The sequence below is a fragment of the Pseudomonas sp. MONT-RG-20F-20-E-7-02 genome (genome assembly GCF_022662395.1).
Taxonomy (GTDB): domain Bacteria; phylum Pseudomonadota; class Gammaproteobacteria; order Pseudomonadales; family Pseudomonadaceae; genus Aquipseudomonas.
Map to the genome: position 1 here is coordinate 24,701 of NZ_JAKNQN010000015.1, position 25,742 is coordinate 50,442.

The 25,742-nt window shown below is 61.4% G+C and carries 22 protein-coding genes; 11 read left to right on the forward strand and 11 right to left on the reverse strand.

Annotated features, from left to right (window positions below; all coding sequences use genetic code 11):
* The first annotated feature begins 337 nt into the window (after positions 1-337).
* Entirely contained in the window at positions 338-859 is a 522-nt protein-coding gene (locus L8I05_RS27915; protein ID WP_159954443.1) for a PadR family transcriptional regulator, read from the forward strand.
* Positions 856-1,623, forward strand: a complete 768-nt coding sequence (locus tag L8I05_RS27920) for a siderophore-interacting protein (RefSeq protein ID WP_242175933.1) — start codon at positions 856-858, stop codon at positions 1,621-1,623. The genes L8I05_RS27915 and L8I05_RS27920 overlap by 4 nt, the downstream gene beginning before the upstream one ends.
* 123 nt (positions 1,624-1,746) lie before the next feature.
* Here L8I05_RS27920 and L8I05_RS27925 read toward each other — a convergent pair whose 3' ends face one another.
* The gene (locus tag L8I05_RS27925; RefSeq protein WP_242175942.1) at positions 1,747-2,373 is read right to left on the reverse strand and encodes a Pr6Pr family membrane protein; all 627 of its coding nucleotides are present in this window, start codon (positions 2,371-2,373) and stop codon (positions 1,747-1,749) included.
* 4 nt (positions 2,374-2,377) lie between these two features.
* Entirely contained in the window at positions 2,378-2,611 is a 234-nt protein-coding gene (locus L8I05_RS27930; RefSeq protein ID WP_010212838.1) for a VF530 family protein, read from the reverse strand.
* 321 nt (positions 2,612-2,932) lie between these two features.
* Here L8I05_RS27930 and L8I05_RS27935 point away from each other — a divergent pair, with 321 nt between their 5' ends.
* Both L8I05_RS27935 and L8I05_RS27940 read left to right on the forward strand, forming a co-directional pair.
* The gene (locus L8I05_RS27935) at positions 2,933-4,951 is read left to right on the forward strand and encodes a TonB-dependent receptor (protein ID WP_242175955.1); all 2,019 of its coding nucleotides are present in this window, start codon (positions 2,933-2,935) and stop codon (positions 4,949-4,951) included.
* Between the two features lie 447 nt (positions 4,952-5,398).
* Positions 5,399-7,816: a glucose/quinate/shikimate family membrane-bound PQQ-dependent dehydrogenase gene (locus L8I05_RS27940; RefSeq protein WP_242175965.1), complete on the forward strand. Its 2,418-nt coding sequence runs from the start codon at positions 5,399-5,401 to the stop codon at positions 7,814-7,816.
* Positions 7,817-7,991: 175 nt separating this feature from the next.
* On the opposite strand, the gene L8I05_RS27945 is transcribed toward L8I05_RS27940, so the two are convergent.
* The 9 genes from L8I05_RS27945 to L8I05_RS27985 all read right to left on the reverse strand — a co-directional run bounded on the left by L8I05_RS27945 (position 7,992) and on the right by L8I05_RS27985 (position 18,243).
* Positions 7,992-10,340: a GGDEF domain-containing phosphodiesterase gene (locus tag L8I05_RS27945; RefSeq protein WP_242176114.1), complete on the reverse strand. Its 2,349-nt coding sequence runs from the start codon at positions 10,338-10,340 to the stop codon at positions 7,992-7,994.
* A 198-nt stretch (positions 10,341-10,538) separates the two neighbouring features.
* Positions 10,539-11,714: a PotD/PotF family extracellular solute-binding protein gene (locus tag L8I05_RS27950; RefSeq protein ID WP_242175975.1), complete on the reverse strand. Its 1,176-nt coding sequence runs from the start codon at positions 11,712-11,714 to the stop codon at positions 10,539-10,541.
* The gene (locus L8I05_RS27955; RefSeq protein WP_242175977.1) at positions 11,711-12,685 is read right to left on the reverse strand and encodes a GTP-binding protein; all 975 of its coding nucleotides are present in this window, start codon (positions 12,683-12,685) and stop codon (positions 11,711-11,713) included. The genes L8I05_RS27950 and L8I05_RS27955 overlap by 4 nt, the downstream gene beginning before the upstream one ends.
* Complete coding sequence (locus L8I05_RS27960; protein WP_177016381.1) at positions 12,682-12,978, reverse strand: hypothetical protein; 297 nt, start codon at positions 12,976-12,978, stop codon at positions 12,682-12,684. Before L8I05_RS27960 ends, L8I05_RS27955 begins: the two co-directional genes overlap by 4 nt.
* Positions 12,979-12,991: 13 nt before the next feature.
* On the reverse strand, positions 12,992-13,741 hold the full coding sequence (locus L8I05_RS27965) for an SDR family NAD(P)-dependent oxidoreductase (RefSeq protein WP_242175984.1): 750 nt from the start codon (positions 13,739-13,741) through the stop codon (positions 12,992-12,994).
* A gap of 137 nt (positions 13,742-13,878) precedes the next feature.
* Complete coding sequence (locus L8I05_RS27970) at positions 13,879-14,640, reverse strand: SDR family NAD(P)-dependent oxidoreductase (protein ID WP_242175988.1); 762 nt, start codon at positions 14,638-14,640, stop codon at positions 13,879-13,881.
* A gap of 10 nt (positions 14,641-14,650) precedes the next feature.
* Positions 14,651-15,991 carry an MFS transporter gene (locus L8I05_RS27975; RefSeq protein WP_069786160.1) on the reverse strand — a complete coding sequence of 447 codons (1,341 nt, stop codon included), beginning with the start codon at positions 15,989-15,991 and terminating at the stop codon, positions 14,651-14,653.
* A gap of 30 nt (positions 15,992-16,021) precedes the next feature.
* Positions 16,022-16,900: a polysaccharide deacetylase gene (locus tag L8I05_RS27980; RefSeq protein ID WP_053254585.1), complete on the reverse strand. Its 879-nt coding sequence runs from the start codon at positions 16,898-16,900 to the stop codon at positions 16,022-16,024.
* An 11-nt stretch (positions 16,901-16,911) separates the two neighbouring features.
* Positions 16,912-18,243: an amidase gene (locus tag L8I05_RS27985; protein WP_242175999.1), complete on the reverse strand. Its 1,332-nt coding sequence runs from the start codon at positions 18,241-18,243 to the stop codon at positions 16,912-16,914.
* Between the two features lie 350 nt (positions 18,244-18,593).
* Between L8I05_RS27985 and L8I05_RS27990 the strand changes: the two genes are divergently transcribed.
* The 7 genes from L8I05_RS27990 (at position 18,594) to cmoB (ending at position 25,713) form a co-directional block, all read left to right on the forward strand.
* Positions 18,594-19,583, forward strand: coding sequence for a GntR family transcriptional regulator (locus tag L8I05_RS27990; protein WP_159954430.1), 990 nt, complete (start codon positions 18,594-18,596; stop codon positions 19,581-19,583).
* A gap of 137 nt (positions 19,584-19,720) precedes the next feature.
* Positions 19,721-22,144 carry an endopeptidase La gene (lon, locus tag L8I05_RS27995; RefSeq protein ID WP_242176008.1) on the forward strand — a complete coding sequence of 808 codons (2,424 nt, stop codon included), beginning with the start codon at positions 19,721-19,723 and terminating at the stop codon, positions 22,142-22,144.
* A gap of 183 nt (positions 22,145-22,327) precedes the next feature.
* Positions 22,328-22,717, forward strand: coding sequence for a protease inhibitor I42 family protein (locus L8I05_RS28000; RefSeq protein ID WP_242176017.1), 390 nt, complete (start codon positions 22,328-22,330; stop codon positions 22,715-22,717).
* Position 22,718: 1 nt separating this feature from the next.
* A complete protein-coding gene (locus L8I05_RS28005; protein WP_242176027.1) occupies positions 22,719-23,363 on the forward strand; it encodes a lysoplasmalogenase in 645 nt (214 codons plus the stop codon).
* 149 nt (positions 23,364-23,512) lie between these two features.
* Entirely contained in the window at positions 23,513-23,923 is a 411-nt protein-coding gene (locus tag L8I05_RS28010; protein ID WP_242176037.1) for a hypothetical protein, read from the forward strand.
* Positions 23,924-24,016: 93 nt separating this feature from the next.
* Positions 24,017-24,760: a carboxy-S-adenosyl-L-methionine synthase CmoA gene (gene cmoA / locus L8I05_RS28015; protein WP_242176045.1), complete on the forward strand. Its 744-nt coding sequence runs from the start codon at positions 24,017-24,019 to the stop codon at positions 24,758-24,760.
* Positions 24,757-25,713, forward strand: a complete 957-nt coding sequence (cmoB, locus tag L8I05_RS28020; RefSeq protein WP_242176055.1) for a tRNA 5-methoxyuridine(34)/uridine 5-oxyacetic acid(34) synthase CmoB — start codon at positions 24,757-24,759, stop codon at positions 25,711-25,713. The genes cmoA and cmoB overlap by 4 nt, the downstream gene beginning before the upstream one ends.
* Positions 25,714-25,742: the final 29 nt, after the last annotated feature.

Below are 25,742 nucleotides of genomic sequence, written 5' to 3' on the forward strand. Positions count from 1 at the left end.
CAAGTTTCTACTTCAAGATTGATTATGTAAGCCGTCCGTTTCCCTTAATCGCGTAGCTTGGTGACAGCAACACATATACGAAAATTATGGCAATTTGCCAAAACTTTAGTATGAACTGTAAGAAACAGACTACATCGAGCCCAATGAGAACGGTTTACACCCATAACTGTCCGTAAGAATGGGATGACAGACTTCAAAAAACAATAGCCTTTACTTGGTTTTATAAACTAAGTAACTAAAGAACCCGCGGTCGCTGGCAGACCGTCCGTCGGGGGCGGTTGCGCCGGTCATAAGATATATCTTACGTTATATCTAGACACACACAGAGGCTCCCATCATGCGAGACCATCCTCACCAGCGCGACGGTTTTGACCCCCGCGCCGGCCGCGGTCGCGGCCCCCGGGTATTTGCACCCGGCGATTTGAAACTGCTGCTGCCGGCCTTGATCGCCGAACAGCCGTGCCATGGTTATGACCTGATTCGCCGGATCGAAGGCCTGTTCGACGGCGCCTACACCCCAAGCCCCGGCGTGATCTACCCGACCCTGACCTTTCTGGAAGAAAGCGACTTGATCCAGGGCGACGCCGACGGCGGAAAAAAACGCTACACAATCACCGACGCCGGTCGTCTCTTCTTAAGCGAGCAGGCAGTTGCCCTGGACGGCGTACGCATGCGCATCGACGTCAGCAAACGCTCGCTGCGCGGCCAGGACCGCCCACCGGAGATTCACGAGGCGGTGCATAACCTGCGCCATGCCTTGCATTCGCATCACGGGCGCTGGAGCCCGGAAGAAATCGTTCGTGTCGCGGCGCTGCTCAATCGCACCGCTCAAGCCATTGCCGACGGGAAAGACCAATGAATACTCAAGTTATCCATCGCGTTACCCACGAAATCAAACGTCGCCGCCTGGATGTATTGCGCGTCGTCGACATCACCCCGCGCATGCGCCGCATCACCTTGGGCGGGCCTGAGCTGGCAGGTTTTGTCAGCCTGGGCAGCGACGACCATATCAAGTTGCTGTTCCCGCAGAACGCTGCCGAACTGGCCGCACTGCAAAGCCCGACATTCAGCATCAAGGGCGACGGCCCACAACCGGCCATGCGTGACTACACGCCACGGCGGTTTGATCTAAGCATCGGTGAGTTGGACATCGACTTCGTGCTGCACGGCGATGGCCCCGCGTCCACCTGGGCCGAGCAGGCGCAGGTCGGCCAGCAGCTGTATATCGGCGGGCCACGGGGCTCGATGATCGTGCCGGATATCTTCGACAGCTATTTGCTGATCGGCGATGAAACCGCCCTGCCCGCCATCGCACGGCGCCTTGAAGAACTGCCGGCAGGCCGCACGGTGCTGGCGGTGATTGAAATCGCCAATGCGGCGGAACAGCAAGCGCTGCAAAGTGCTGCGAATGTGCAAGTGATTTGGGTGATACGCGGCCAGGATGACCTGCTCGAAACCGTGCGCAACCTGAGGCTGCCTGGCGGCTCGCTGTACAGCTTTGTGGCGACTGAAACCAAGCTGTCGCGCCAGGTGCGCCGTGTGCTGCTGGACACCCATCAGGTCAATGAAGAATTCCTCAAGGCCGTGGGCTACTGGCGTGCGCAAGGCAGCGAAGAAGAGTAAAGCCGGACTCAAATCAACTGTGGGAGCAGGGCTTGCCCGCGATGCCGGCAACTCGGTTTATCTGTTACACCGAGTTGATGCTATCGCAGGCAAGCCAGCGCCCACACAAGCTTGCTCCCACATTTAATGTCGGGTTGGCTGCAAGATTTTATCCAGCCCCACTACTGCCAATGCAATCACGATGAACCCCGCCAAAATCCCCCCGGCATTCACAAACACTTGTGGATAACCGAGGGCGTCCACGTCAATGAACGGGTACTGATATTGCCCGAGCAAATGCCCGCGCAGCAGCACATAAGCGAAGTACACCAGCGGGTAGATCACCCAGCCGCCAATGTGTTTGAAACGCAAAAAACCCTTGGGCACACAGCGCCACCAATACACCACAAACAGCACCGGCATCACGTCGTGGAGCAATTCGTCGGCGATAAATTGAAAGCCGGTGGGGCTCCACAAATGCCGCAGCAGCAGGTTGTAGGCGAGGCTCACCACGATGATGCTCGCGGCAATGCCACTGCTGATGTGAGGCGCGAGAAAAAACCGCTTCGCGGCGCACTCCCGATTGACCAGCGCATAGCTCAACACCACCACGACGAGGGTGTTGGTCAGCACAGTGAAGAAACTGAAAAAGTTGATCAGCCCGCCCAGCAGGCTGGCGCCCGCTTCCCAGCGCGAATAGAAAATCAGGTATTGCTGAATCGCCAGCCCGACCCAGCCGGCCAGCGCCGCCGTTGCGATAAAACGCTTCACGGGTTCAATCCAGCGGGCGTTTGGTGCGCATCAATTTTACGTACAAGCCTTCGACTTTCTCACGCGCCCAGGGGGTTTTGCGCAGGAACGTGAGGCTCGACTTGATGCTCGGGTCGCTCTTGAAACAGCGCACATCAATACGCTCGGCCAGCCCGCTCCATTCGTAGTGTTCCACCAGGGTGGTGAGGACGTGCTGCAGGGTCACGCCGTGGAGTGGGTCATTGCTTGTCGCGGTCATGCCAGGCCTTTTGCAAAAAGAGGAAACACAGCCGCGCACCTTAGCCGACGGGGCGTACCGGTGGAAGCACTGCATTCACTGTAGACGCATGATCGTTCCTATGCTCCGCGTAGGAATGCTGCCTGGGACGCTCTGCGTCCCGCTTCGAAATAAGCGTCACGGAATGCATGCCCAGGCAGAGCGTGGGAACGACCAGCAGTAGAAAGTTCCCCTTCACGGCGAAAAAGAGATGTTATATTGTAACGATACTTATCAAAAGTAACGTTCTCGATACCGTTTTAAGCCTTCTCTTTTTCTGCCGTTTTGCCAAGGAATGTCCCGATGTCCCTCTCTTCTCTGTGGCGCTTGACCCCGCTCGCCGCCGCCTTGCTGATCTGCTCCGAAGCCCACGCCCTTGAGTTGCAACCCCAAATCATCACCGGCAACCCGCTGGGCAGTGAACAACTCGCCTCGCCGACGACCGTGCTGGAAGGCGATGACCTCACGCTGCAACAAAAAGGCAGCCTCGGCGAAACCCTGAACAAGCAGCCGGGTGTGTCGTCGTCGTATTTCGGCCCGGGTGCCAGCCGGCCCATTATTCGTGGCCAGGATGGCGACCGCATTCGCATCCTGCGCAACGGTGTGGGCGCGCTGGATGCGTCGTCGCTGTCCTACGACCACGCAGTGCCGCTGGACCCGGTCAATGTCGAGCGCGTTGAGATCGTGCGTGGCCCGGCTGCGTTGTTGTATGGCGGCAGCGCCATCGGCGGCGTGGTCAACACGTTTGATAACCGCATCCCCACCGAAGCCATCGAAGGCATCCACGGTGCCGGTGAATTACGCTACGGCGGCGCCGACACCACCCGCAGCAGCGCCGGCAAACTGGAAGCCGGCAACGGCACCTTCGCCTTGCACCTGGACGCGAATGCGCGGGAATTCAATGACCTGAAAATCCCAGGCTTTGCACGCAGCCGCCACGCCCCCGAAACCGAAGACGGCCCCGGCAAGAATGGCCGCCTGGGCAATAGCGACGGGCGCCAGGACGGCGGCGCCGTCGGCGGTTCCTACACCTGGGACGACGGTTACGCCGGGCTGTCCTACAGCAACTACGACGCCAATTACGGTTCACCCGCCGAGCAGGATGTGCGCATCCGCATGAAGCAGGATCACTACGCCTTTGCGTCCGAGATCCGCAACCTGCAAGGCCCGTTTACCTCGGTGAAACTCGACGCGGGCTACACCGACTATGAGCACCGCGAAATTGAAGGCGGCGAAACCGGCACGGTGTTCAAGAACAAGGGTTACGAGGCGCGTGTTGAAGCGCGCCACCAGCCCATCGGCCCGTTCGACGGCGTGGTCGGCGCGCAGGTGACCCGCAACGAGTTTTCGGCCCTGGGTGAAGAAGCCTTCGTGCCGCAGACCGACACCAACGCCGGCGCGCTGTTTATCCTCGAGGAAATGCAGGCCACCGAACGCCTGAAGCTCAGCCTCGGCGGGCGCCTGGAACATACGAGTGTCGACCCGGACGCCAAGGGCAACGCGCGTTTTGCGAATGCCGACAAAACCAACAATTTCACCGCCGGCAGCCTGTCGTCGGGCGCGGTGTACACCCTCACGCCCATCTGGTCGCTGGCCGCAACCCTGGGCTACACCGAGCGCGCACCAACCTTCTACGAGCTGTATGCCAACGGCGCCCACGTGGCCACCGGCACTTACGAGTTGGGCGACGCCAAGCTGAAGAAAGAAAAAGCCGTGTCCAGCGACCTGGCGTTGCGCTTTGACAATGGCACCCACAAGGGCAGCTTCGGCGTGTTCTACAGCCGCTTCTCCAATTACATCGGCTTGTTGGGCACCGGTCGTACGCTCAACGATGAAGGTGAAGAGGACGCAAGTGGCATCCCCGAGTACACCTACTCCGGCGTGCGCGCACGTTTCGCAGGGTTTGAAGCCCAGGATCACTGGAAGCTCGGCGAAGGCGCCTACGGCAAGTTCGCCCTGGAGCTGTCAGGCGACTACACCCGCGCTACCAATCTGGATACCGGCGAAGCCTTGCCACGCATCGCTCCACTGCGTTTGAACAGCGGTTTGCTCTGGGAACTGGACCGCTGGCAGGCGCGTATCGATGTGGAACACGCGGCAGGCCAAGGGCGTGTGCCGGATAACGAAAGCGGCACCGATGGCTACACCACCTTGGGCGCCAGCGCGGGTTACCGTTTCAATGTCGGCGGCAGCCAATGGCTGGCGTTCGTCAATGGCGAAAACCTGACCAACCAAACCGTGCGGTATGCCAGCTCGATCCTGCGCGATATCGCCCCGGCACCGGGGCGCAGTGTGCAATTCGGCGTGCGCACCACCTTCTAACTCTGTACTGATCGTTCCCACGCTCCGCGTGGGAATGCCGCCCTGGACGCTCCGCGTCCGTCCTGTAAACCGTGACGCAGAGCGTCACAAAAGGCGTTCCCACGCAGAGCGTGGGAACGATCTGTCGCGCGACGTTCTGTCACTGTTACCAAAACTGAAATGATGCATCTTGCGATTTGCGCTTTCTCTTGGCGCATCAGCGCTTTATCCTTGCCGCAACAAACTGAAACGTTTCACGCCCGCGGTCGATCCCATCTTGCCAAACGTACCTCTCTTCAAAGACAGCGCTGTCTTACACCGACCTGCGCCTGGGAATAAATCGCCCGCCGGTGGATAACCACGGTTTCCCCAGAAAAACCCAAATAACGCTGAACCAAGCCCGCGCCGAATCGTCATCTACAGTGAAGCACGGGGTTACATAATTCCAACGTCACGGAGAAACACACTATGAGCACTGATGGTGCTTCAAGCCCAAGCCGCCTGCTGCCCAGGCTGCTAGGCGTCTTGCTGCTGATCATGGGGCTGGCCTTGCTGGCCGGCGGCGTCAAGCTGAGCATGCTCGGCGGGTCGCTGTATTACCTGTTGGCCGGTATCGGCATCGCCCTCACCGGCGTTTTGCTGCTGGCCACCCGCCGCGCTGCGCTGGGCCTGTACGCACTGGTGTTGTTCGCCAGCACCGTGTGGGCACTGTGGGAAGTCGGCCTGGATTGGTGGCAGCTGGTGCCGCGCCTGGCCCTGCTGTTCGCCTTGGGCATCGTCCTGTTGCTGCCGTGGTTTCGCCGTCCGTTGCTGCGTGGCCAACCCGCGCCGCTGGGCACTGGCGCCCTGAGCGTGGCTGTGGTGCTCGCCGGTGCTACCGCCCTGGCCAGCCAATTCACCAACCCGGGTGAGATGGTCAAGACCGGCCAATTGGACCGCGACGCCGTACCGGGCATGGCCAGCGCCGCGCCGACCCAGGCCGATGGCGACTGGAATTCCTACGGCCGTTCGGCTTTCGGTGATCGCTACTCGCCACTGGCGCAGATCACCCCGGAAAACGCCCACAAACTGGTGCCGGCGTGGACCTTCCGCACCGGCGACATTCCTGGCCCAGGCGATCCCGGTGAAACCACCGCGGAAAACACCCCGCTGAAAGTCAACGGCATGCTCTACGTGTGCACGCCGCACAGCCAGGTGATTGCCCTGGACCCGGATACCGGCAAGGAAATCTGGCGTTTCGACCCGAAGATCAGCACCGAAGGTGCCGCGAACTTCAAAGGTTGGGCGCACATGACCTGCCGTGGCGTGTCGTATCACGATGACGCCGTGTACGCTTCCGAGCAGAGCCCAACCGGCAGCGCCAGCGCTGCTCCGGTCAGTGCCGTTTGCCCGAAACGCATTTTCGTACCGACTGCCGACACCCGTCTGATCGCCCTGAACGCCGACACCGGCAAGATGTGCGAAGACTTCGGTGACAAAGGCCAGGTCGACCTGCGTGCCAACATCGGCAGCTTCGCCCCAGGCGGTTACTACTCCACCTCGCCACCGGCCGTGACCAAGAACCTGGTCGTGATCGGCGGTCACGTCACCGACAACGTTTCCACCGACGAGCCTAGCGGCGTGATCCGCGCGTTCGACGTGCACACCGGCAAACTGGTGTGGAACTGGGACAGCGGCAACCCGGACGACACGACCCCGTTGGCCGAGGGCAAGACCTACACCCGCAACTCGCCGAACATGTGGTCCATGTTCAGCGTCGATGAAAAACTCGGCATGCTCTACCTGCCGATGGGCAACCAAATGCCCGACCAATACGGCGGCGACCGTACCGAAGACTCGGAAAAATACAGCGCCGGCCTGACCGCCCTGGACATCGACAGCGGCCACGTGAAGTGGACCTTCCAGTTCACTCACCACGACCTGTGGGACATGGACGTGGGCGGCCAGCCTTCGCTGATCGACATCAAGACCGCTGACGGCGTCAAGCAAGCGGTCATGGCATCGACCAAGCAAGGCAGCATCTACGTGCTGGACCGCAGCAACGGCAAGCCGGTGGTGCCGATCAACGAAATCCCTGTACCGCAAGGCGCAGTGGCCGGTGATCACACCTCGCCAACCCAACCGAAGTCCGACCTGAACTTCATGCCGCCGCCGTTGAAAGAACGCGACATGTGGGGCGTGACCCCGTTCGACCAGATGCTGTGCCGGATCGATTTCAAATCCATGCGCTACGACGGTCCGTTCACCCCGCCATCGCTGCAAGGTTCGATCGTTTACCCAGGTAACTTCGGCGTGTTCGACTGGGGTGGCATTTCCGTCGACCCAGTGCGCCAGATTGCTTTCGTGAACCCGAGCTACATGGCGTTCAAATCGAAACTGATCCCGGCCGCCGACATCGCCAAACAAGGCCCACGTGTCAGCGAAACCGAAGGCGTGCAGCCAAACAAAGGCGCGCCGTACGGCGTGATCCTCGAAGCGCTGCTGTCGCCTCTGGGCCTGCCGTGCCAGGCGCCGGCGTGGGGTTATGTGGCCGCGGTCGACCTGACCAACCACCAGACCATCTGGATGCACAAGAACGGCACCGTGCGCGACAGCTCGCCGGTACCAATCCCACTGACCATGGGCGTGCCTAGCCTGGGCGGTACATTCACCACCGCCGGTGGCGTGGCCTTCCTCAGCGGCACCCTCGACCAGTACCTGCGCGCCTATGACGTGAAAAACGGCAAGCAGCTGTGGGAAGGCCGCCTGCCTGCAGGCGCGCAAACCACACCGATGACCTACACCGGCAAGGACGGCAAGCAGTACGTGCTGGTCATGGCCGGCGGTCACGGCTCGCTGGGCACCAAGCAGGGTGACTATGTGATGGCGTTCAAACTGCCGGACTAAGCGTTAACCGGTGGTAAAACAAAGGCGGCTACCTGATGGGTAGCCGCTTTTTTTTGTGCCCATGTTTACTCAATGTGGGAGCTGGCTTGCCTGCGATGGCGGTGCAAGAGAAACAGATTGTTTGACTGCCACACCGCCATCGCGGGCAAGCCCGCTCCCACAGGGTTTAGGGGGTTCAGGCGAGTGGGTTTACAAGGCAACGCGCACGCCGCATCCACCGCTCGAACGCCATGGCATTTAACGGCCGGCTGATCAGGTGACCCTGGGCCGTGTCGCACTTCCACTGTTTGAGCAGCTTCAGGCTGGCCTCGAACTCCACGCCCTCCGCCACCACTTTAAGCCCCAGGTTGTGGCTCATTTCAATGGTCGACCTTACGATCACGCCGTCGCCGCTGGCACTGTCGAGGTTGCGGATAAAGGACTGGTCGATCTTCAACTCCTGCACCGGCAAACGCTGCAGTTGCGCCAGCGATGAATAGCCGGTGCCAAAGTCGTCCACCGACAGGCTGATGCCGCAGGCGCGCAGTTGCTCCAGCACACTCAGCGCCTGTTGCGGGTTGTGCATGATCGCGCTTTCGGTGATTTCGAAAAGCAGCTGCTCGGCCGAGACCTGGTATTGCATGAGCAACGCGGTGACGCGAATGGCCAGGTCATCATCGGCCAAATCGTCCACCGAAATATTCACCGAAAGCTGCATGTGCAAGCCGCGCTGCGCCCAGTCGGCGATCTGGCGGATGGCTTCTTCGATCACCCACAGCGTCAGGCCACTCATGCTGCCGGTGCGCTCGGCCAAGGGGATGAACTCGGCAGGTGACACCTGGCCCAGGGTCGAATGCTGCCAGCGCAGCAAGGCTTCGGCCTGGCGTACATGGCCGTGGTTGAGGTCGAGTTTGGGCTGATAACACAGGAACAATTCGCCCTCGACTACCGCACGGCGCAAGTCGCGGATCAGGGTGATCTGGCGCTGGTGCGCCAGGTCGCGGTCCTGCTGGTAGATCTGCAAATGCCCGGGCAGGCTCGCCGCATCATGCCGGGCAATTGCGGCGCGGCTGATCAGCTCTTCGACCTGCTGGCCATCGGCAGGATAGGCCGCAATGCCGATACTGACTTCATGGCGCACTTCATCGTTGCCGATGCGTTGGGGTTCAGTGAGCAGCCCGTAAAGACGGTCGGCGCGGGCCACGGCGCGGTCGACCTCGGTGTTTTCCAGCAACAGCAGAAACTCACTGCCGGCGATGCGCGCTGCGGTGTCGCTGGCCAACAGGCTCATGGACAAGCATCGACTGGCTTCGCGCAGCATTTGCTCGACGCCCTGGGGCCCAAAGCCTTCGTTGATCACCCGGTAGTTTTCAATCCCCAGGTACAGCAACACCACCGGCCTGCGCGCACTGATCGCACTGCCCAGGCGCTCCATGGCCAGGGCGCGGTTGGGCAAACCGGTGAGCGGGTCATGCAGGGCGTTATGGGCCAATTGCCGCTCGCGCATGGCGATCCCGCTTTGCATGGCGTTGAACGCACGGGCCAACAAGCCGAACTCATCGTGGCTGCGGACTCGCACCGGCGTGTGATAGTCACCGGCACCGATTCGCTCGGCGGCCTCGACCAAGGCATTCAGCGGACGCGAGACGCGCCGCGCCAGGAACAACGCGCCCGCCAGCGACACCAGCAGCACCGCCAGGGCAATCCCGAGAAACTGCCGGTCCAACGGCGCAAAGGATTCCAGCGCATGGTCGAGCGGGCTTTGCAGCAACACGCGCACCTCATCGCCATCGCCGGTGTTGGCCAGGGGCAATACCTGGCTGAGCACGCGTCGCCCGTGGAACAGCGTGATCTGCGCTTCAGGGTTGAGGTGCGCCTGGTGCAGTGTTTCGATAATCGCGGCCTGATACGCCTCGGGCTGGGTGCTGAACAGCTCGCCGACGCGGCCGTCCTGCACGCTGAGAAACGACACCTCGAGGTTGCTCATGGAACGCAGTTCGTTGGCGAACAGTTTGTCCATCGGGAACCCCATGACCACACGGGCGATAGGCTCCGGGTCGAGCACGTCCTTCTGCACCAGCAAATAGGGCTGGCCGTCCAGGGCGACAATGAGCATTTGCTGGCCACTGCGCCGCGCATGGCGCAAGGCAACCTCATAGGGAAATGGCTGGCCGTGTGTCAGCACGGGCAAGGTGCTGACCATCACCTTGCCATCCAGGCCCAGCACAAACACTTCACTGCCTCGCAGGCCGGTGCCATGCCGACGCAGCGCGGTCAGAATCGATTCATCCTTGCCCTCGATCACCGCCTGTTTGAAGGGGCCATCGGCCGTCAGCCAATCCAAGCCGTATTGCAGGCGACGCCCGCGCAGGTCCAATAAGCGTTCGAACACTTGGCTGCCGGTTTTGAGTTGCACCTGAGCCTGGTTTTCCACGGCCCGCGTGGTGGCAGCCTGGACGGCAAAGTAAGTGGCGGCCACGACCACCAGCAGCAACAGCGCCAACACCCCGGCAATACGGGTTTGGAAGGTGTGGCGCCACTTCATGGCCGTGCCCTCTGGCAGCGTTCGCCGTTCTTTGCCGATTCGTCCCTTTTTCATACGCATTCCCGGCGGCTGCTAACCTGACGTCAAAAAAACATCCATTTTTAGTGAGTGTTTGGTTTTAGCAGATTAGCTGGCAGCCAGGATAAGTAAACCTCAGTAAATACTGGGGCCACTTGTCATTTTATTGGCGAAACAGTCTTACAAAGAGCGAGCGCGCATAAAATCGCCCCAACGCCGCACCAGGTAATTGTGCTCGTCCATGACCGAATTCCACACGGCGATGTTGCCCATACGCTGCTCATACGAGCCCCCATCGCGCACGTCACCGATATCAATCAACGGCAACCCGTCACTGCCAGGCAACTCTTCCCGAGCAGGCAACCCCGCATACCAATAATCCCACTCGGCACGGCTCAAATGATCCCGCGTACGCGCCGGGTTGCCGATGTAATAGCCCTGGCGCGCCATCACCGCCCCCGGCCACCCCGACAACCACCAATTAAGATAGGCATACGCCGCATCCAACACCGGCCCCTGGGCATGGCGCGACAATGACAAGCCACCAAACCACGCGCGATAGCCTTCGCGGGGCACCGCCAGCCGGTACTTCACCCCGGCCCGGTGCAAGCGCATCAAGGTCGGCGACCATAAACTCTGGATATCAATGCTCGGGCTGAGCATCAACTGCGCCGCCTCTTCATCATCCGACCAGAACGCCGCGAAGTGCCCTTCCTTTTGCTTGCGTACCAGAATGTCGGCGAGCACGTCGATCTCTTCGATGCTCATATTGCCGACGTCCCCGAACTGCGCCAGCCCCGCGCCCTGCACCGCCAGCGCGGCATCCAGCGCACCAATCGCGGCATCACTTTGTAGCGCGGTGCGCGCGCGCCACGCCGGGTCGAGCAGCCAGCCCCAACTTTCATTGCCGTGGCTGAAGCCTTCGGGCAACCGCTCGGGGCGGTAGGCAAAACTGTCGGCATTGTGGGTCAGCGGCAACATGCTGATGCGTTCGGTCACCGTACTGCCGAGGCTGCCGTCGTGCTGCACAAACAAGCGCTCGCTGGGCACACTGCCGCTGCCCAGCCGGTCGTTGGCCGACAGCCGCCCGCGTTTGGGCAGGTCGTTGATCTCGTGCCACAGCGCAATGCGCCGCGTGTCGATAGGCTGGATCGCCCGCGCCGGCCACACGAAGTCAACGTTGTGGAACCACTGGTCATACAGGTCGTAGCTTTCAGGCTGCATCACGGCGATGCGCTGGGCCTGCGCCACATCGTGCACCTGATACACCAGGCGAATCCCCAACTCGTGCTCAGCGCGCACGCGCAAGCATTCCAGCAAGGTCACGGACGTACCCAGCACGCGCAATGTGATCATGCGGCGAACCGCCGGGAGAACACCTCGAAAGACCGCCGCAGCAGCGCCGGGTCGAGGCCACGCAGGATAAACACCAGCCGCGACTGGCGGTCGGCGCCCGGCCACGCGGGCAAGTGCACCGGGGCATGCAGGCAGTGCTGCACGCCATGAATGACGATGGGGGCCAGGCTTGCGTTCACGTTGAGCAGTCCTTTGACGCGAAGGATTCGTTCGCCGTGGCATCTTAACAGCATCGACAACCACACCCCGAAACCCACCCAGTCCAGCGGCTGGTCGAAGTTCAGGCAGCACACCTGCGCCGCGCCGTGGGTAGCGGTGGTGGTTTGATGCAGTTGCCAGCGGCTGACTTCGACGGCGGGTTCGGCACTGCGCAAACCCTCGCCGAGGAGCAATTGATCGCCACTGTGAATCTCATCGGTATTGAGGATCGGCGTGCCGGCGTTGAGTGCCTGCAGGTGCGCGCGCAGGGCTGCACTGTCGCCCGCCAGGTCAGTCTTGCTCAGCAACAAGCGGTCAGCCGCCGCCACCTGGGCCAGCCATTCCGGGTGCAGGCGCTCCTGCAGCGTGGCGTGGCTGGCGTCGACCAGGGTAATCACCAAGCCAATATGAAAACGCCCGCGCAGTTGCACGTCGTTGTTCAGGGTGGCGAGGATGGGCGCCGGATCCGCCAGGCCGGTGGTCTCCAGGATGACCCGTTTGAACGCCGGGATTTCGCCACGCTCACGCCGCTGCAACAGGCCGAGCAACGCGTCTTTGAGTTCGCCACGAATCGAGCAACAGACACAGCCGCTGGGCAGCAGCACGGTGTCAGGCGCCACTTCTTCCACCAGCAGGTGATCGATACCGACATCGCCGAACTCGTTGATCAGCAACGCGGTGTCGCCGAGGCTTTCGCCTTGCAGCAGGCGCTTGAGCAAGGTGGTTTTGCCGCTGCCGAGGAAGCCGGTGATGACATTGAGGGCAATGCTCATGATGACTCCAAGTGATCGAGCAGTTGCGGATCAAGCGGATCCAACGGGCGGCCGAGCATGCTTTCCGCCTCCAGCCAAAGTTGATCCAAACCGCTCGCCAATGCCTGCTTGCCGGTGGCGCCCAACAGCAGATAAGACGCGCCTTGAAAGTCCTCGACCTTGAGCCGGAACACCGCCAGTACCTGGTTGATCGCCGCGATCCGGCGCAGGCGCTCGCGGCGCCGGGGCAGTTCATCGCCCAAGGGGTCGCTCCAATGCAGGTCTTCGCCGAGTAAACCGCAGAGTCCGCACATGGCTACACCTCACTCATGGCATGACATCGCCGGAGTTCGGGCCCAGGGTCTGGCCGACGAACAAGTTGCCACCCGGTTCACTGGCGAGCAGCACGGCGGTGGGCGCCACCTCATCGGCCAGGCCGAAGCGGCCCAAAGGCAATTCGGCAGCCTTGGCGCGTTTCCAGTCCTCGCTGATGCCGCCCACCAGCGGCGTTTCGATAGGGCCCGGCGCGATGGCGTTGACCAGCACATTGTCCTTGGCCACTTCCAGCGCCAGCGACTTGGTGAAGCCAATCACCCCGGCCTTGGCCGCAGCGTAATGGGTCAGCTCGGCGCCGCCCTTGATGCCCAGTTGCGAGGCGACATTGATGATCCGCCCCCAGCGCTGCGCCAGCATGTGCGGCAAGGCGCGCTGGCTGGCGACGAACACGCTGGTGAGGTCGACACGCAACATGTCGTTCCACATCTCGATGGACAGGTCGACGCAACGCGCCTGGGTGAGCATGCCGGCGTTGTTGACCAGAATATCGATGCCGCCAAAGTGCTCGACGCAGCGGTCGACACTGGCCTGGGCACCTTCGACCGTGCCGACATCCGCCAGGCATTCAAACACCTCGGCACCGAGGTTGCGGCAGGTGATGGCGGTTTCGGCAAGGCTGGCGGCATTGCGGTCGGCCAACAGCAGGCGCGCGCCTTCGGCGGCATAGGCACGGGCGATGGCAGCACCGATGCCGCTGCCGGCGCCGGTGATGACGGCACGGCGGTTACTCAGTTGAGGCATACAAAATCTCCTAAAACAAACACGTTCCCTGTGGGAGCTGGCTTGCCCGCGATAGCGGCGGATCAGTCAGTACATGTGGGGCTGAAACACCGCTATCGCAGGCAAGCCAGCTCCCACATTTTTTTAACCGCGTACAGTCAGTCGGGCCAGCGCACGGTCAAGCCACCATCGATAACGATGCTCTGCCCGGTCAGATAACTCGACGCCTCACTGGTCAAAAACTGCACCAGCGACGCCACTTCATCCGCCCGCCCTACCCGGCCCAACGGAATCGCCCGCGCGGCTTTCGCCAAGCCTTCCGGCCCCAACGAATTCTTCGCATCCAACGACTGCGGCGTCTCGATCAACCCCGGAATCACCGCATTGCAACGAATCCCCAACGGCGCCAACTCAACCGCCAACGACCGGCACAACCCCGGCACGCCGGCCTTGGCCGCCGCGTAGTGGCTGTGCTCCTGCCAGCCGTACACGCCACCGGCAATCGACGAAATCGCCACCAATGCGCCGCCCTCCTGCATATGCCGCGTCGCTGCGCGGAAGGTGCGCATCACCCCCGTGAGGTCGACATTGAGCATCTCGTTCCACAGCTCATCGGTCATTTCCAGCAGCGGTGCGCGGCGCAATAAACCCGCGTTGGCCACCGCATAATCGAGGCGGCCGAAATGCTGCACGGCCTGTTCGGCCAGCGCGTCCACCGAGGCGCTGTTGCCGACGTCCAGCGGCAACATCAGGCACTCGCCGCCCGCCTCTTCCACCAAGGCCACGGTGGTGTGCGGGTCATGCGGGTCGGCCGGGTAGTACCCGCCCACCACCGCCACGCCGCTGCGTGCATACGCCACGGCGAGGGCTTGGCCGATGCCGCTGGCGGCACCGGTAATCAAGGCAACTTTACGGCTCATCACACACTCCTTACTGAACGGTTTCCGGGCGCACATGGCGGGCGGCAAACATCAGCGCGCCGGACAAGAAGCACGGCAGCGCGCCGAACCACAGCGCGGCGGTCTGCCAGTCACTGCCGGCGGACAACACTTGGGTGGCGCCAAAACCTGCCACCACCGCCCCAATCGGGCCCATGGCATGGATGATCGCGCCACCGGTGGCGCGGATGCTGGTGGGGAAACTCTCGCTGATAAAGAACAGCGCCGCCGAGTACGGCCCGATCAGGAAGAACAGGCCCAGGCTGTACAGGCCCACCACCATCGGCATATTGCTCGGGCCAAACAGCATGCCGGCAAACGCCAGGCCGCCGAGCATCCAGCCCAGGCCAATCACGTTGCGACGGCCGATCTTGTCGCCCATCCAACCGTGGGTCAGGTAACCGCAATAGCCCACCAGGTTCGACAGCACGAGGATGATCAACGAGTTCTCGAACGAGATGTGGTGCACGCTGACGATCACCGAAGTGCCCAGCACGCTGAACACCTGGATCGCCGCCCAGTTGAGCAACAGCGCAGCGCCGATCACCAGCGTGGCGCGGCGGGCCGGGCCGCGGAAGGCGGCTTTGAGGCCGGCCTTGCTGTGCTCGTCATAGTCGACGCCGTAGGTCACGGCGACGTTTTGCGCTTCTTTCACTGCGCCGCTTTTGCGCAGCTCGCTGATGCGCTGGTGAATCTGGAACTGCGGGCTCTCCTTGAGCTTGCGCGCCATGATTGCAATCACAATCGCGGGGATCGCCGCGAAGATGAAGCAGCCCTGCCAGCCGATGATCGGCAACAACAGTGCGGTCAACCCGGCGGCGATTAACGCACCGACCGGCCAGCCGCCCTGCACCAGGCTGTAGATAAACCCGCGACGCTTGGTCAGTCGCGGGTCTTCGGAGGCGCCATACAGCTCGCTCAAATAGGTGGCGTTGACGGTTTCCTCGGCATAGCCCAGGCCGCCCAACGAACGGATCAGAATCAACGGCGACTTGCCCCACGCCCCGCCAATCGCGGTGAGTGCCGAACACAGCGCGGAACCGGCCACGGTGAAAATAATGCCTTTGCGCCGCCCCAACTTATCGACGACCGGGCCAATCGCAAAGGCCACCACTGCCGTGCCCACCGCCACCCAGGTCGCGATTTCAGCTTGCTCCACTTCACCCCAGCCGAAGTGCCGGCCGATCTCCGGCAGCAAGGTGCCGAAGAGGATGAAGTCATACACCGCAAACACCCAGGCGAAAAACGCGATCCAGGTGGCGAAGCGCACTTCCTGGGACGTCAGTTGCCGGGGTTTCCAGCCAGTCAGGTCAAGCTTGTTGTAGATGGACATAAATCGCGCCTCGGGGGTGTGGGCTAAGGTTCAGGAACGCGGTTGGCGGCGGATAAAGTCGTCGGCGATTTCGTCGAAGGTGACGAAGCGCACGCCGGCATGGCTCTGGATGTGTTCGATCAAGCGCTCGAGCATCAACAGCACTTGCGGGCGACCGGACACGTCAGGGTGGATGGTCATGGTGAACACCGCGTGTTCGTGCTCGCGGTAGACCCAGTCGAACTGGTCGCGCCACATTTCTTCCAGGTGGCGCGGGTTGACGAAGCCGTGGCTGTTGGGGGCTTTTTTGATGAACATCATCGGCGGCAGGTCATCGAGGTACCAGTTGGCCGGGATCTCCACCAAGTCGGTTTCTTCGCCGCGCACCAGGGGTTTCATCCAGGTGTCGGGGTGCTGGCTGTAGTCGATCTTGGTCCAGCTGTCGCCCTTGCGCACGTAGTACGGGTGGAAGTCGTTGTGCATCAGGCTGTGGTCGTACTTGATGCCTTTTTTCAGCAGCAGCTCGTTGGTGACCTTGCTGAATTCCCACCAGGGCGCGACGTAGCCGGTCGGGCGTTTGCCGGTGACCTGGGTGATCAGTTCGATGGATTTATCCAGGACGATTTCTTCTTGCTCGGCCGTCATCGCAATGGGGTTTTCGTGGCTGTAGCCGTGCACCCCGATTTCATGCCCGGCGTCGGCCACCGCCTTCATCTGCTCGGGGAAGGTTTCCATCGAGTGGCCAGGGATAAACCAGGTGGTGCGCAGGCCGTAACGCTCGAACAATTTGAGCAGGCGTGGCGCGCCGATTTCACCGGCGAACAGGCCACGGGAAATGTCGTCCGGCGAGTCTTCGCCGCCGTAGGAACCGAGCCAGCCGGCAACGGCGTCAACGTCGACGCCAAATGCACAGAGAATGTCTTTAGCCATGGTGTGTCTCCTTAAATAGTCATTACGGATTCGACGGACAACGCCGTGCGCAACAGGCGTGCGTCTTCGCCCGTCGGGACGCTGAGCAGCAGCCCGGTGGGCAGGCCCTGGGCATCGCGGCCGCTGGGCAAACTGACGCCCGGCATGTCGAGCAAACTGCCGGGCATGGTCAGGCGCAGGGTGGCGAGGTTGGTTTTCACAAACAGATCGTCGTCGGCTTCAAGCGGCGCCAACAGCGGGGCGACATGGGCAACGGTCGGGGTAATCAGCACGGCGCCCTCGAGTTCGTCGATCAGTTGCAATTGCAGGCGGCGGCGCGCGTCGATCAGGTGGAGCAATTGGCTGGCGGGCAATGAGCGCGCAGCTTCAAGGCGGCGGCGTACGCGTGGGTCGAGCTGTTCGGCCTCGGGGCTGTCGAGCAGGGCTTCGTGCAGCGCGAAGGCTTCGAATGAACCGAGCCAGCCGTCCTGCTTGATCAGGTTGAGCGTGGCCTGGAAGGTGGCTGACGGGCGCACTTCGATCAGCGCACCTGCGGCCTTAAGTTGGTCCACCGCACGCAGCAGGTTATTGCGTACGCCAGGCTCTATGTCTTCGAGTGCGCCTTGCTCAAGCACAAAGCGCTGGCCCTTGAGGCTGCGTGGGCTATGGGTTTGGCTGCGGCCGTTGAGCAAATCGTCGATGGCCAGCGCATCGCGCACGCTGCGGGTCAGTGGGCCGAGGCTGTCGAGGGTGTGCGCCAGCGGGAATACGCCGTCGCGGCTGTAGCGTCGGCAACTGCTGCGGTAGCCGACCACGCCATTCAGCGCGGCGGGAATACGGATCGAGCCGGCGGTGTCGGTGCCCATGGCGATCGGCACGATCCCGGCCGCCACGGCCACGGCCGACCCCGACGATGAGCCTCCGGGAATCCGCGGTTGATCGCTACTGCCGGGGTTTTGGGGCGTGCCGAAATGTGGGTTCAAGCCCAGGCCGGAATAGGCCAATTCACTGAGGTTGGTCTTGCCTACGCTGACCATCCCGGCGCGGCACAGCAACCCGACGCTCGGAGCGTCGAGCAAGGCGGCGGGCGCCTCGCGACGGTAGGCGGCACCGGCTGTGGTGATGCTGCCGGCCAGGTCGAACAGATCTTTCCAGGCCAAGGGCACGCCATCGAACACGCTCAAGGGCTGGCCGGCACGCCAGCGGGCGGCGGAGGCTTCGGCCTCGCGGCGGGCGCGCTCGGCGGTCAGGGAAATAAATACGCTCGGGGCCATGCTGGCGTGGAGCAGAGCCTGTTCGAGCGCTTGCACCGGGTCGCTGCGACCCCTGGCGAAAGCCTCGGCCATTGATGTGGCATCTGACATCAGGGCGGTCCTCAAAAAACGTACATATTAATAAAATGTACGTTTTATAAAGGCAGCTTTCGTGCCAGTCTCTTTACAGCCGTTTTTCTGCGGATAGGCTTTATCGTCCAGACCTACGGGCTAGATGGTTTTGCAGGAAGCAAAATAATACGGTGCCGGTGTTGGGGGTGACTTCGAATGAAATAATGTATCTTTTATTAATCAGTACATTTTGGTGCATAAAAGTAACACGGTGATGTGCAAGGCCCCAAAAAGGGCCACTGACGTGGCGCAGAGTGACAGGTGCATCTATGAGAGAATCCCCGGCCTACGTCCTACACCACTTAGTACTTTTTACGTCAGAGAATGCGATGAAAGCAGTGTCCGCCTCGGCCTCACGCTACGCGATGATTCACCAGGTGTTGCGTGACGCGATCGTCAACGGCACCGCGCGCCACGGGCTGGTCTTGCTCGAAGCGCCGCTGGCCGAATTGTTCGGCACCAGCCGCGTACCGGTGCGCAAGGCCTTGGACCTGCTGCATGACGAGGGCCTGATCTGCCGTTTCAACGGCCGCGGTTACCTGATCAACCCCGAAGGCCTGGCCATGGAGCCGCTGCGCCTGCCCCTGAGCCACGCGCACCTGGGCCTCAATGGCGACGACGAGCTGGTCGACACGCGGCCGCTGGGCGAACGCATCGTCGAAGAAATCGGTGCGGCGCTGTCCACCTGCATTGCCTTCGGCCATTATCGCCTGGACGAGCAAGCCGCTGCCGACCACTACGGTGTCAGCCGCGCCGTGGTGCGTGAAGCGCTGATGCGTTTGCGCGATCGCGGCCTGGTGGAAAAAGAGCCGTACTCACAATGGCTGGCCGGGCCGCTGACCGCCCGCGAAGTGACCGAAGACTACGAACTGCGCGCCTGCCTGGAGCCCGAAGCCCTACGCCAGAGCGCGCCGAACCTCGACCGCGACATGCTCGAAGCCATGTTGCAACGCGTGCTGGCGGCCCAGGCAAATCCGCAATGCAGCCTGGAAGCCATCGAGCAGATCGAAGAGGATTTGCACCAGCACTGCCTGGCCGGCCTGCAAAACCGCAAGATCGCCGCGCTGATTCGCCAGGGCCAGAGCCCGATGATCATCAGCCGGATTTTCTACCGTTTACTGGGAATCGGCGCCGATCCGACCATGCTCGCCGAACATCGCCTGATTCTTGAGCTGTTGCTGCACGGCGCCTTTGATGCGGCAGCGTTGAATCTGCGTGAGCATTTGCAGCGCGCACGCCAGCGGATGTTGCAGCGGTTGAAAGTGTTGTCGGTGCTACCGGAGCAGCCGCTGCCGGCCTACCTCCACAAAATCAGCTGACTTTATGCAGTACAAAATGTGGGGGTAAAACGGCATTCTTGAAAATATTATGCAATATGTTGCTATCTCTCCCCCACCATTGAAACCACCGTCGACCCGCCCCATCTAACCTGCATACTTCCTTATGCAGGTGCCCCATGAGCGACCAGCAAGAATTCCCGGACATCGACTTGAACGATTACGCTGACCCCGAAAACGCTGAACACGACGCTTCGTCCAACACCGGCCTGGCCCTGCCTGGGCAAAACCTGCCGGACAAGGTCTACATCATTCCGATCCACAATCGGCCGTTCTTCCCGGCGCAAGTGCTGCCGGTGATCGTCAATGAAGAACCGTGGGCCGAGACCCTGGAGCTGGTGAGCAAATCCGACCACCACTCCCTGGCCCTGTTCTTCATGGACACGCCGCCGGAAGACCCGCGCCACTTCGACACTTCCAGCCTGCCGCTGTACGGCACGCTGGTGAAGGTGCACCACGCCAGCCGCGAGAACGGCAAGCTGCAATTCGTCGCCCAGGGCCTGACCCGCGTGCGCATCAAGACCTGGCTCAAGCACCACCGCCCACCGTACCTGGTGGAAGTCGAATACCCGCACCAGCCAACCCAGCCGACCGATGAGGTCAAGGCCTACGGCATGGCGCTGATCAATGCGATCAAGGAACTGCTGCCCCTCAACCCGCTGTACAGCGAAGAGTTGAAGAATTACCTCAACCGCTTCAGCCCCAACGACCCGTCACCGCTCACCGACTTCGCCGCCGCGTTGACCTCGGCCACCGGTAACGAGTTGCAGGAAGTGCTGGACTGCGTGCCCATGCTCAAGCGCATGGAAAAAGTGCTGCCAATGCTGCGCAAGGAAGTCGAAGTTGCGCGCCTGCAAAAAGAACTCTCCGCCGAAGTGAACCGCAAGATCGGCGAGCACCAGCGTGAATTCTTCCTCAAGGAACAGCTCAAGGTCATCCAGCAGGAGCTGGGCTTGACCAAGGACGATCGCAGCGCCGACGTCGAGCAGTTCGAGCAACGCCTGGTGGGCAAAGTGCTGCCCGCCCAGGCGCAAAAGCGCATCGGCGAAGAAATGAACAAGCTGTCGATCCTGGAAACGGGCTCGCCGGAATACGCCGTGACCCGAAACTACCTGGACTGGGCGACCGCCGTGCCGTGGGGCGTGTATGGCGAAGACAAGCTCGACCTGAAACACGCGCGCAAGGTGCTGGATAAACACCATGCGGGCCTGGATGACATCAAGAGCCGGATCCTCGAGTTCCTCGCGGTGGGCGCTTATAAAGGCGAAGTCGCCGGTTCCATCGTGCTGCTGGTCGGCCCGCCGGGCGTGGGCAAGACCAGTGTCGGCAAATCCATCGCCGAGTCGCTGGGCCGGCCGTTCTACCGCTTCAGCGTCGGCGGCATGCGCGACGAGGCCGAGATCAAGGGCCATCGCCGCACCTACATCGGCGCCCTGCCCGGCAAGCTGGTGCAGGCGCTTAAAGATGTGGAAGTGATGAACCCGGTGATCATGCTCGATGAAATCGACAAGATGGGCCAGAGCTTCCAGGGCGACCCGGCTTCGGCTTTGCTGGAAACCCTCGACCCGGAACAGAACGTCGAATTCCTCGACCACTACCTTGACCTGCGCCTGGACCTGTCCAAAGTGCTGTTCGTGTGCACTGCCAACACGTTGGATTCGATCTCCGGTCCGTTGCTGGACCGGATGGAAGTGATTCGCCTGTCGGGCTATATCACCGAGGAAAAAGTCGCCATCGCCAAGCGTCACCTGTGGCCGAAGCAACTGGAAAAAGCCGGTGTATCAAAAAACAGCCTAAGCATCAGCGACGGCGCCCTGCGCGCACTGATCGACGGTTATGCGCGGGAAGCCGGGGTGCGCCAGCTGGAGAAACAGCTGGGCAAACTGGTGCGCAAAGCCGTGGTCAAGCTGCTGGATGAGCCGGACTCGGTGATCAAGATTGGCAACAAAGACCTGGAAAGCTCACTGGGCATGCCGGTGTTCCGCAATGAGCAAGTGCTGTCCGGCACCGGCGTGATCACCGGCCTGGCCTGGACCAGCATGGGCGGCGCGACCTTGCCGATTGAGGCGACACGCATCCACACGCTCAATCGCGGCTTCAAGCTCACTGGGCAGTTGGGTGAAGTGATGAAAGAGTCCGCCGAGATTGCCTACAGCTACATCAGCTCGAATCTGAAGTCGTTTGGCGGCGATCCGAAGTTCTTCGACGAAGCCTTCGTTCACTTGCACGTACCCGAAGGCGCTACGCCCAAAGATGGTCCGAGTGCGGGTGTGACCATGGCCAGTGCGCTGTTGTCGCTGGCGCGCAACCAGCCGCCGAAAAAAGGCGTGGCCATGACCGGCGAGCTGACGCTGACCGGGCATGTGCTGCCGATTGGCGGGGTGCGTGAGAAGGTCATTGCGGCGCGGCGTCAGAAGATTCATGAGTTGATTCTGCCGGAGCCGAACCGCGGCAGTTTTGAAGAGTTGCCGGAGTACCTGAAGGAAGGCATGACGGTGCACTTTGCCAAGCGTTTTGCGGATGTGGCGAAGGTGCTTTTCTGATCTGATTTGATCGTTCCCACGCTCTGCGTGGGAACGCCTCTCTGGACGCTCTGCGTCCGCTGCTGGGACGCAGAGCGTCCCTGGCTGCCTTCCCACGCGGAGCGTGGGAACGATCAGCTGTCTGTCACACCTTGTCTCATCTTCGGTTATGCTCGCCCTTCGTCGCCATACAAAGGAGCCTCCATGACCGCTGCCCGCCTGCTTCTCCCCTTGAGCCTTGCCCTGCTGGGCGCCTGCGCCAGTGCCCCCAAGCAAAACGTCAGCGTGGAAAACCAGAGCGCCTGCCCGCTTCAGCTTAAAACCGGGCAAAACCTGATCCTCACCTTGCCAAGCAACCCCACCACCGGCTACCGCTGGGCCATCCAGGATTCCGCCGGCGGCGTGCTGCGTGCGCTGAGCCCCGAGGTCTACAGCAGCGCAGAATCCGGTGTGATCGGCGGTGGCGGCCAATCCACTTGGCGCTTCCAGGCCTTCGCGGCCGGCCAGGGCCGTTTGCGCCTGACGTCGCAACAACCGTGGGAACCGGAAGCGGAACCTGCCGAAACCTTCGACTGCGCCATTACGGTGAACTGATATGCCTTGGCTGATTCTTGCGTTGATGGGCGCCGGCACCTTTATCTACGGCCTGACCACCCATGCCACCTTGTTGTGCCTGTTGGTCAAGCCGCTGCCGGTGCTGGCATTGCTGGGCTGGCTGCATGATGCGCCGCCCACCGACTATCGACGCTGGATCAGCCTGGGGCTGATTTTTTCCCTGGTCGGCGACGTATTGCTCGCCTGGCCGGGCGACCTGTTTATCTTTGGCCTCGGCGCCTTCCTGTTCGCGCACCTGGCGTACTTGAAAGCCTATTTCAGCGACTGCAGGCGCTTGGCGGTGTTGCCGCTGGTATTGGCACTGGGCGTGGGCGCGATCCTGTTGAGCATCCTGATTTCCCACGGCCTGGGCGACTTGCTGATTCCGGTGGTGGTGTATGCGCTGGTGATCAGCGCCATGCTCTGGCGTGCATTGGCGCGACTGGGCAGTGAGGTGCCGAAACAGTCGGCGCTGTTGGCGGCGGCGGGTGCGGTGTCGTTTGTGTTTTCCGACACCTTGATTGGGATCAACCGGTTTGTGGTGTCATTTGAAGCGGCGCCGTATTTGTTGATCACCACTTACTGGTTGGGCCAGTGGGGGATTACGGCTTCGGCGTTCTCGCAATCGTCTCAATCGCGAGTGTAATAAAGGATTAGGCAATAAGCATCGGGTTTCACTGCCAAATCAGGTCTAAAGAACTGTCAGTTATGACAGTTAAACCGCTCGATTAAAAAACATACAGTGTTTCGCAAGCGATAGCCGGATGGGTTTGTCGCACTATCGAGATACTCGACATGAGCACAACATCTGATACGACCAACGTGTTTAGCATGGGCATCAACGGGGCGAAACCACGCGACTTCGAATACGCCAATGCCTTTACGGAACCCTACGGCTTTAGAATTTCAGGCGGGTATGCAGAGCTTGAGCAGCAGGTAAAAGGTATTGAGTTCCGGCTGGCAGGCAACATCGAAGAGAAGCAGTACAACGTCGAAGTACCCGACGTAAACAAATGGGTAGCCATTGATGCCGGCCTGATCGATACACACTACAGCCCGGGAACCCTGAAGCTGGAGATTATTACCGTAAACCACACCACCCAACAGATTGTCGCCGAGTACGAAATCTATGCCGAAGAGGACCATCCAGAAGGCTCAGGCACTTCCATTACCTTAAAAGGGCACATCGACATTCACTACAAATAGACACCGTACTATGAGTGCGTCCCCTTTAACCCGCGCACACGAGGATCAATTTGGCTAAAATGCCGGGCTTTCCCCCTCGTCGCCGGAACAACCGTGAGCAAAGAACCCGATCGCCTATTCGCCCAGCCCCTGCCCCAGGTGCCGGACTTCGCCTTTAACGAGGACGTGGTGCGGGTGTTCCCGGACATGATCAAGCGCTCGGTGCCCGGTTACCCCACCATCGTCGAGAACCTCGGTGTGCTGGCCGCACAGTTTGCGCAACCCAACAGCGTGCTCTACGACCTGGGCTCGTCCCTCGGCGCGGTGACCCAGGCCTTGCGCCGCCACGTGCGCACCGACGGTTGCCGGGTGATCGCGGTGGATAACTCGGCGGCGATGGTCGAGCGCTGCCGCGAATACCTCAATGGCCAGGACTCGATGTTCCAGGAGTTGCTGCCGGTTGAAGTGATCGAGGGCGATATCCTCGCGCTGCAGTTCAAACCGGCCTCGGTGGTAGCGCTGAACTTCACCCTGCAATTTATCGCCCCTGATGAGCGCCTGGCGTTGCTCCGGCGCATCCGCCAGTCGCTGCTGCCGGGCGGTGCGTTGATCCTCTCGGAAAAGCTGCGGTTCAATGATCCGCAGGAACATGCGCTGCTCACCGACCTGCACATCGCGTTCAAACGCGCCAACGGCTACAGCGAACTGGAAATCGCCCAGAAGCGCAGCGCCATCGAAAACGTCATGAAGCCCGACAGCCTCGAAGAACACCGTGAGCGCCTGCTGGCGGCCGGGTTCTCGAAAGTCGTGCCGTGGTTCCAGTGTCTTAACTTTGCCTCGTTGATTGCCTTGCCATGATTGATCTGTCCCCCCTCGCCCGCCACCTGGTCGGTACTCCTTTGGCTGTGTGGGCCCAGGGCCTGCAAGCGCAACTCGATAGCAAGATGGAAAAGGGTCATGGCGACCTGGAACGCTGGCAGAGCGCGCTGGATGCGCTGCCGAACATTCAGCCCAGCGACGTCGACCTGCTCAACGGCCTGACACTCGACACTGACTGCGACGACGCCACCCGCGCGCAAATGCGCACCGCGCTGATGGGCCTGAGCCCGTGGCGCAAGGGCCCGTTCAACCTGTTCGGCGTGCACGTGGACACCGAATGGCGTTCGGACTGGAAGTGGTCGCGGGTCGCGCCTCATCTGGATTTGAAGGGCAAGCGCATCCTCGATGTGGGCTGCGGCAACGGCTATTACATGTGGCGCATGCTCGGCGCCGGCGCCGACAGCGTGATTGGCGTGGACCCGAACTGGTTGTTCTTCTGCCAGTTCCAGGCGGTGCAGCGCTACTTGTCGGCGCCGAAGGCCTGGCACTTGCCGTTCCCGTTTGAAGATTTGCCGCCGAACATGGAAGGCTTCGACACGGTATTTTCCATGGGTGTGTTCTACCACCGCCGCTCGCCGATTGAGCATCTGCTGGCGCTGAAAGATTGCCTGGTCAAAGGCGGTGAGCTGGTATTGGAAACCCTGGTGGTGGAAGGCGATCAGCAGCAAGTGCTGGTGCCGGAAGACCGCTACGCGCAGATGCGTAACGTGTGGTTCCTGCCCTCGGTGCCGGCGTTGATGCTGTGGCTACGGCGTGCAGGCTTCAGTGAGGTGCGCTGTGTGGATGTGAGCGTGACCACAGTTGAGGAACAGCGCGGCACGGAGTGGATGAAGTATCAGTCGTTGAGTGATTTCCTCGATCCGGACGATCACAGCAAGACGATTGAAGGGCTGCCGGCGCCGATGCGGGCGGTGATTATCGCCAAGAAGTGAGGATGATATCCCTGACTAAATGGAGATCA

Bases quoted from the DNA above. Each gene is read 5' to 3' on its own strand.
- L8I05_RS27915 (WP_159954443.1), top strand. From the start codon at position 338: ATGCGAGACCATCCTCACCAGCGCGACGGTTTTGACCCCCGCGCCGGC.
- L8I05_RS27920 (WP_242175933.1), top strand. From the start codon at position 856: ATGAATACTCAAGTTATCCATCGCGTTACCCACGAAATCAAACGTCGC.
- L8I05_RS27930 (WP_010212838.1), bottom strand. From the start codon at position 2,611: ATGACCGCGACAAGCAATGACCCACTCCACGGCGTGACCCTGCAGCAC.
- L8I05_RS27935 (WP_242175955.1), top strand. From the start codon at position 2,933: ATGTCCCTCTCTTCTCTGTGGCGCTTGACCCCGCTCGCCGCCGCCTTG.
- L8I05_RS27940 (WP_242175965.1), top strand. From the start codon at position 5,399: ATGAGCACTGATGGTGCTTCAAGCCCAAGCCGCCTGCTGCCCAGGCTG.
- L8I05_RS27945 (WP_242176114.1), bottom strand. From the start codon at position 10,340: ATGAAGTGGCGCCACACCTTCCAAACCCGTATTGCCGGGGTGTTGGCG.
- L8I05_RS27950 (WP_242175975.1), bottom strand. From the start codon at position 11,714: ATGATCACATTGCGCGTGCTGGGTACGTCCGTGACCTTGCTGGAATGC.
- L8I05_RS27955 (WP_242175977.1), bottom strand. From the start codon at position 12,685: ATGAGCATTGCCCTCAATGTCATCACCGGCTTCCTCGGCAGCGGCAAA.
- L8I05_RS27960 (WP_177016381.1), bottom strand. From the start codon at position 12,978: ATGTGCGGACTCTGCGGTTTACTCGGCGAAGACCTGCATTGGAGCGAC.
- L8I05_RS27965 (WP_242175984.1), bottom strand. From the start codon at position 13,741: ATGCCTCAACTGAGTAACCGCCGTGCCGTCATCACCGGCGCCGGCAGC.
- L8I05_RS27970 (WP_242175988.1), bottom strand. From the start codon at position 14,640: ATGAGCCGTAAAGTTGCCTTGATTACCGGTGCCGCCAGCGGCATCGGC.
- L8I05_RS27975 (WP_069786160.1), bottom strand. From the start codon at position 15,991: ATGTCCATCTACAACAAGCTTGACCTGACTGGCTGGAAACCCCGGCAA.
- L8I05_RS27980 (WP_053254585.1), bottom strand. From the start codon at position 16,900: ATGGCTAAAGACATTCTCTGTGCATTTGGCGTCGACGTTGACGCCGTT.
- L8I05_RS27985 (WP_242175999.1), bottom strand. From the start codon at position 18,243: ATGTCAGATGCCACATCAATGGCCGAGGCTTTCGCCAGGGGTCGCAGC.
- L8I05_RS27990 (WP_159954430.1), top strand. From the start codon at position 18,594: ATGAAAGCAGTGTCCGCCTCGGCCTCACGCTACGCGATGATTCACCAG.
- lon (WP_242176008.1), top strand. From the start codon at position 19,721: ATGAGCGACCAGCAAGAATTCCCGGACATCGACTTGAACGATTACGCT.
- L8I05_RS28000 (WP_242176017.1), top strand. From the start codon at position 22,328: ATGACCGCTGCCCGCCTGCTTCTCCCCTTGAGCCTTGCCCTGCTGGGC.
- L8I05_RS28005 (WP_242176027.1), top strand. From the start codon at position 22,719: ATGCCTTGGCTGATTCTTGCGTTGATGGGCGCCGGCACCTTTATCTAC.
- L8I05_RS28010 (WP_242176037.1), top strand. From the start codon at position 23,513: ATGAGCACAACATCTGATACGACCAACGTGTTTAGCATGGGCATCAAC.
- cmoB (WP_242176055.1), top strand. From the start codon at position 24,757: ATGATTGATCTGTCCCCCCTCGCCCGCCACCTGGTCGGTACTCCTTTG.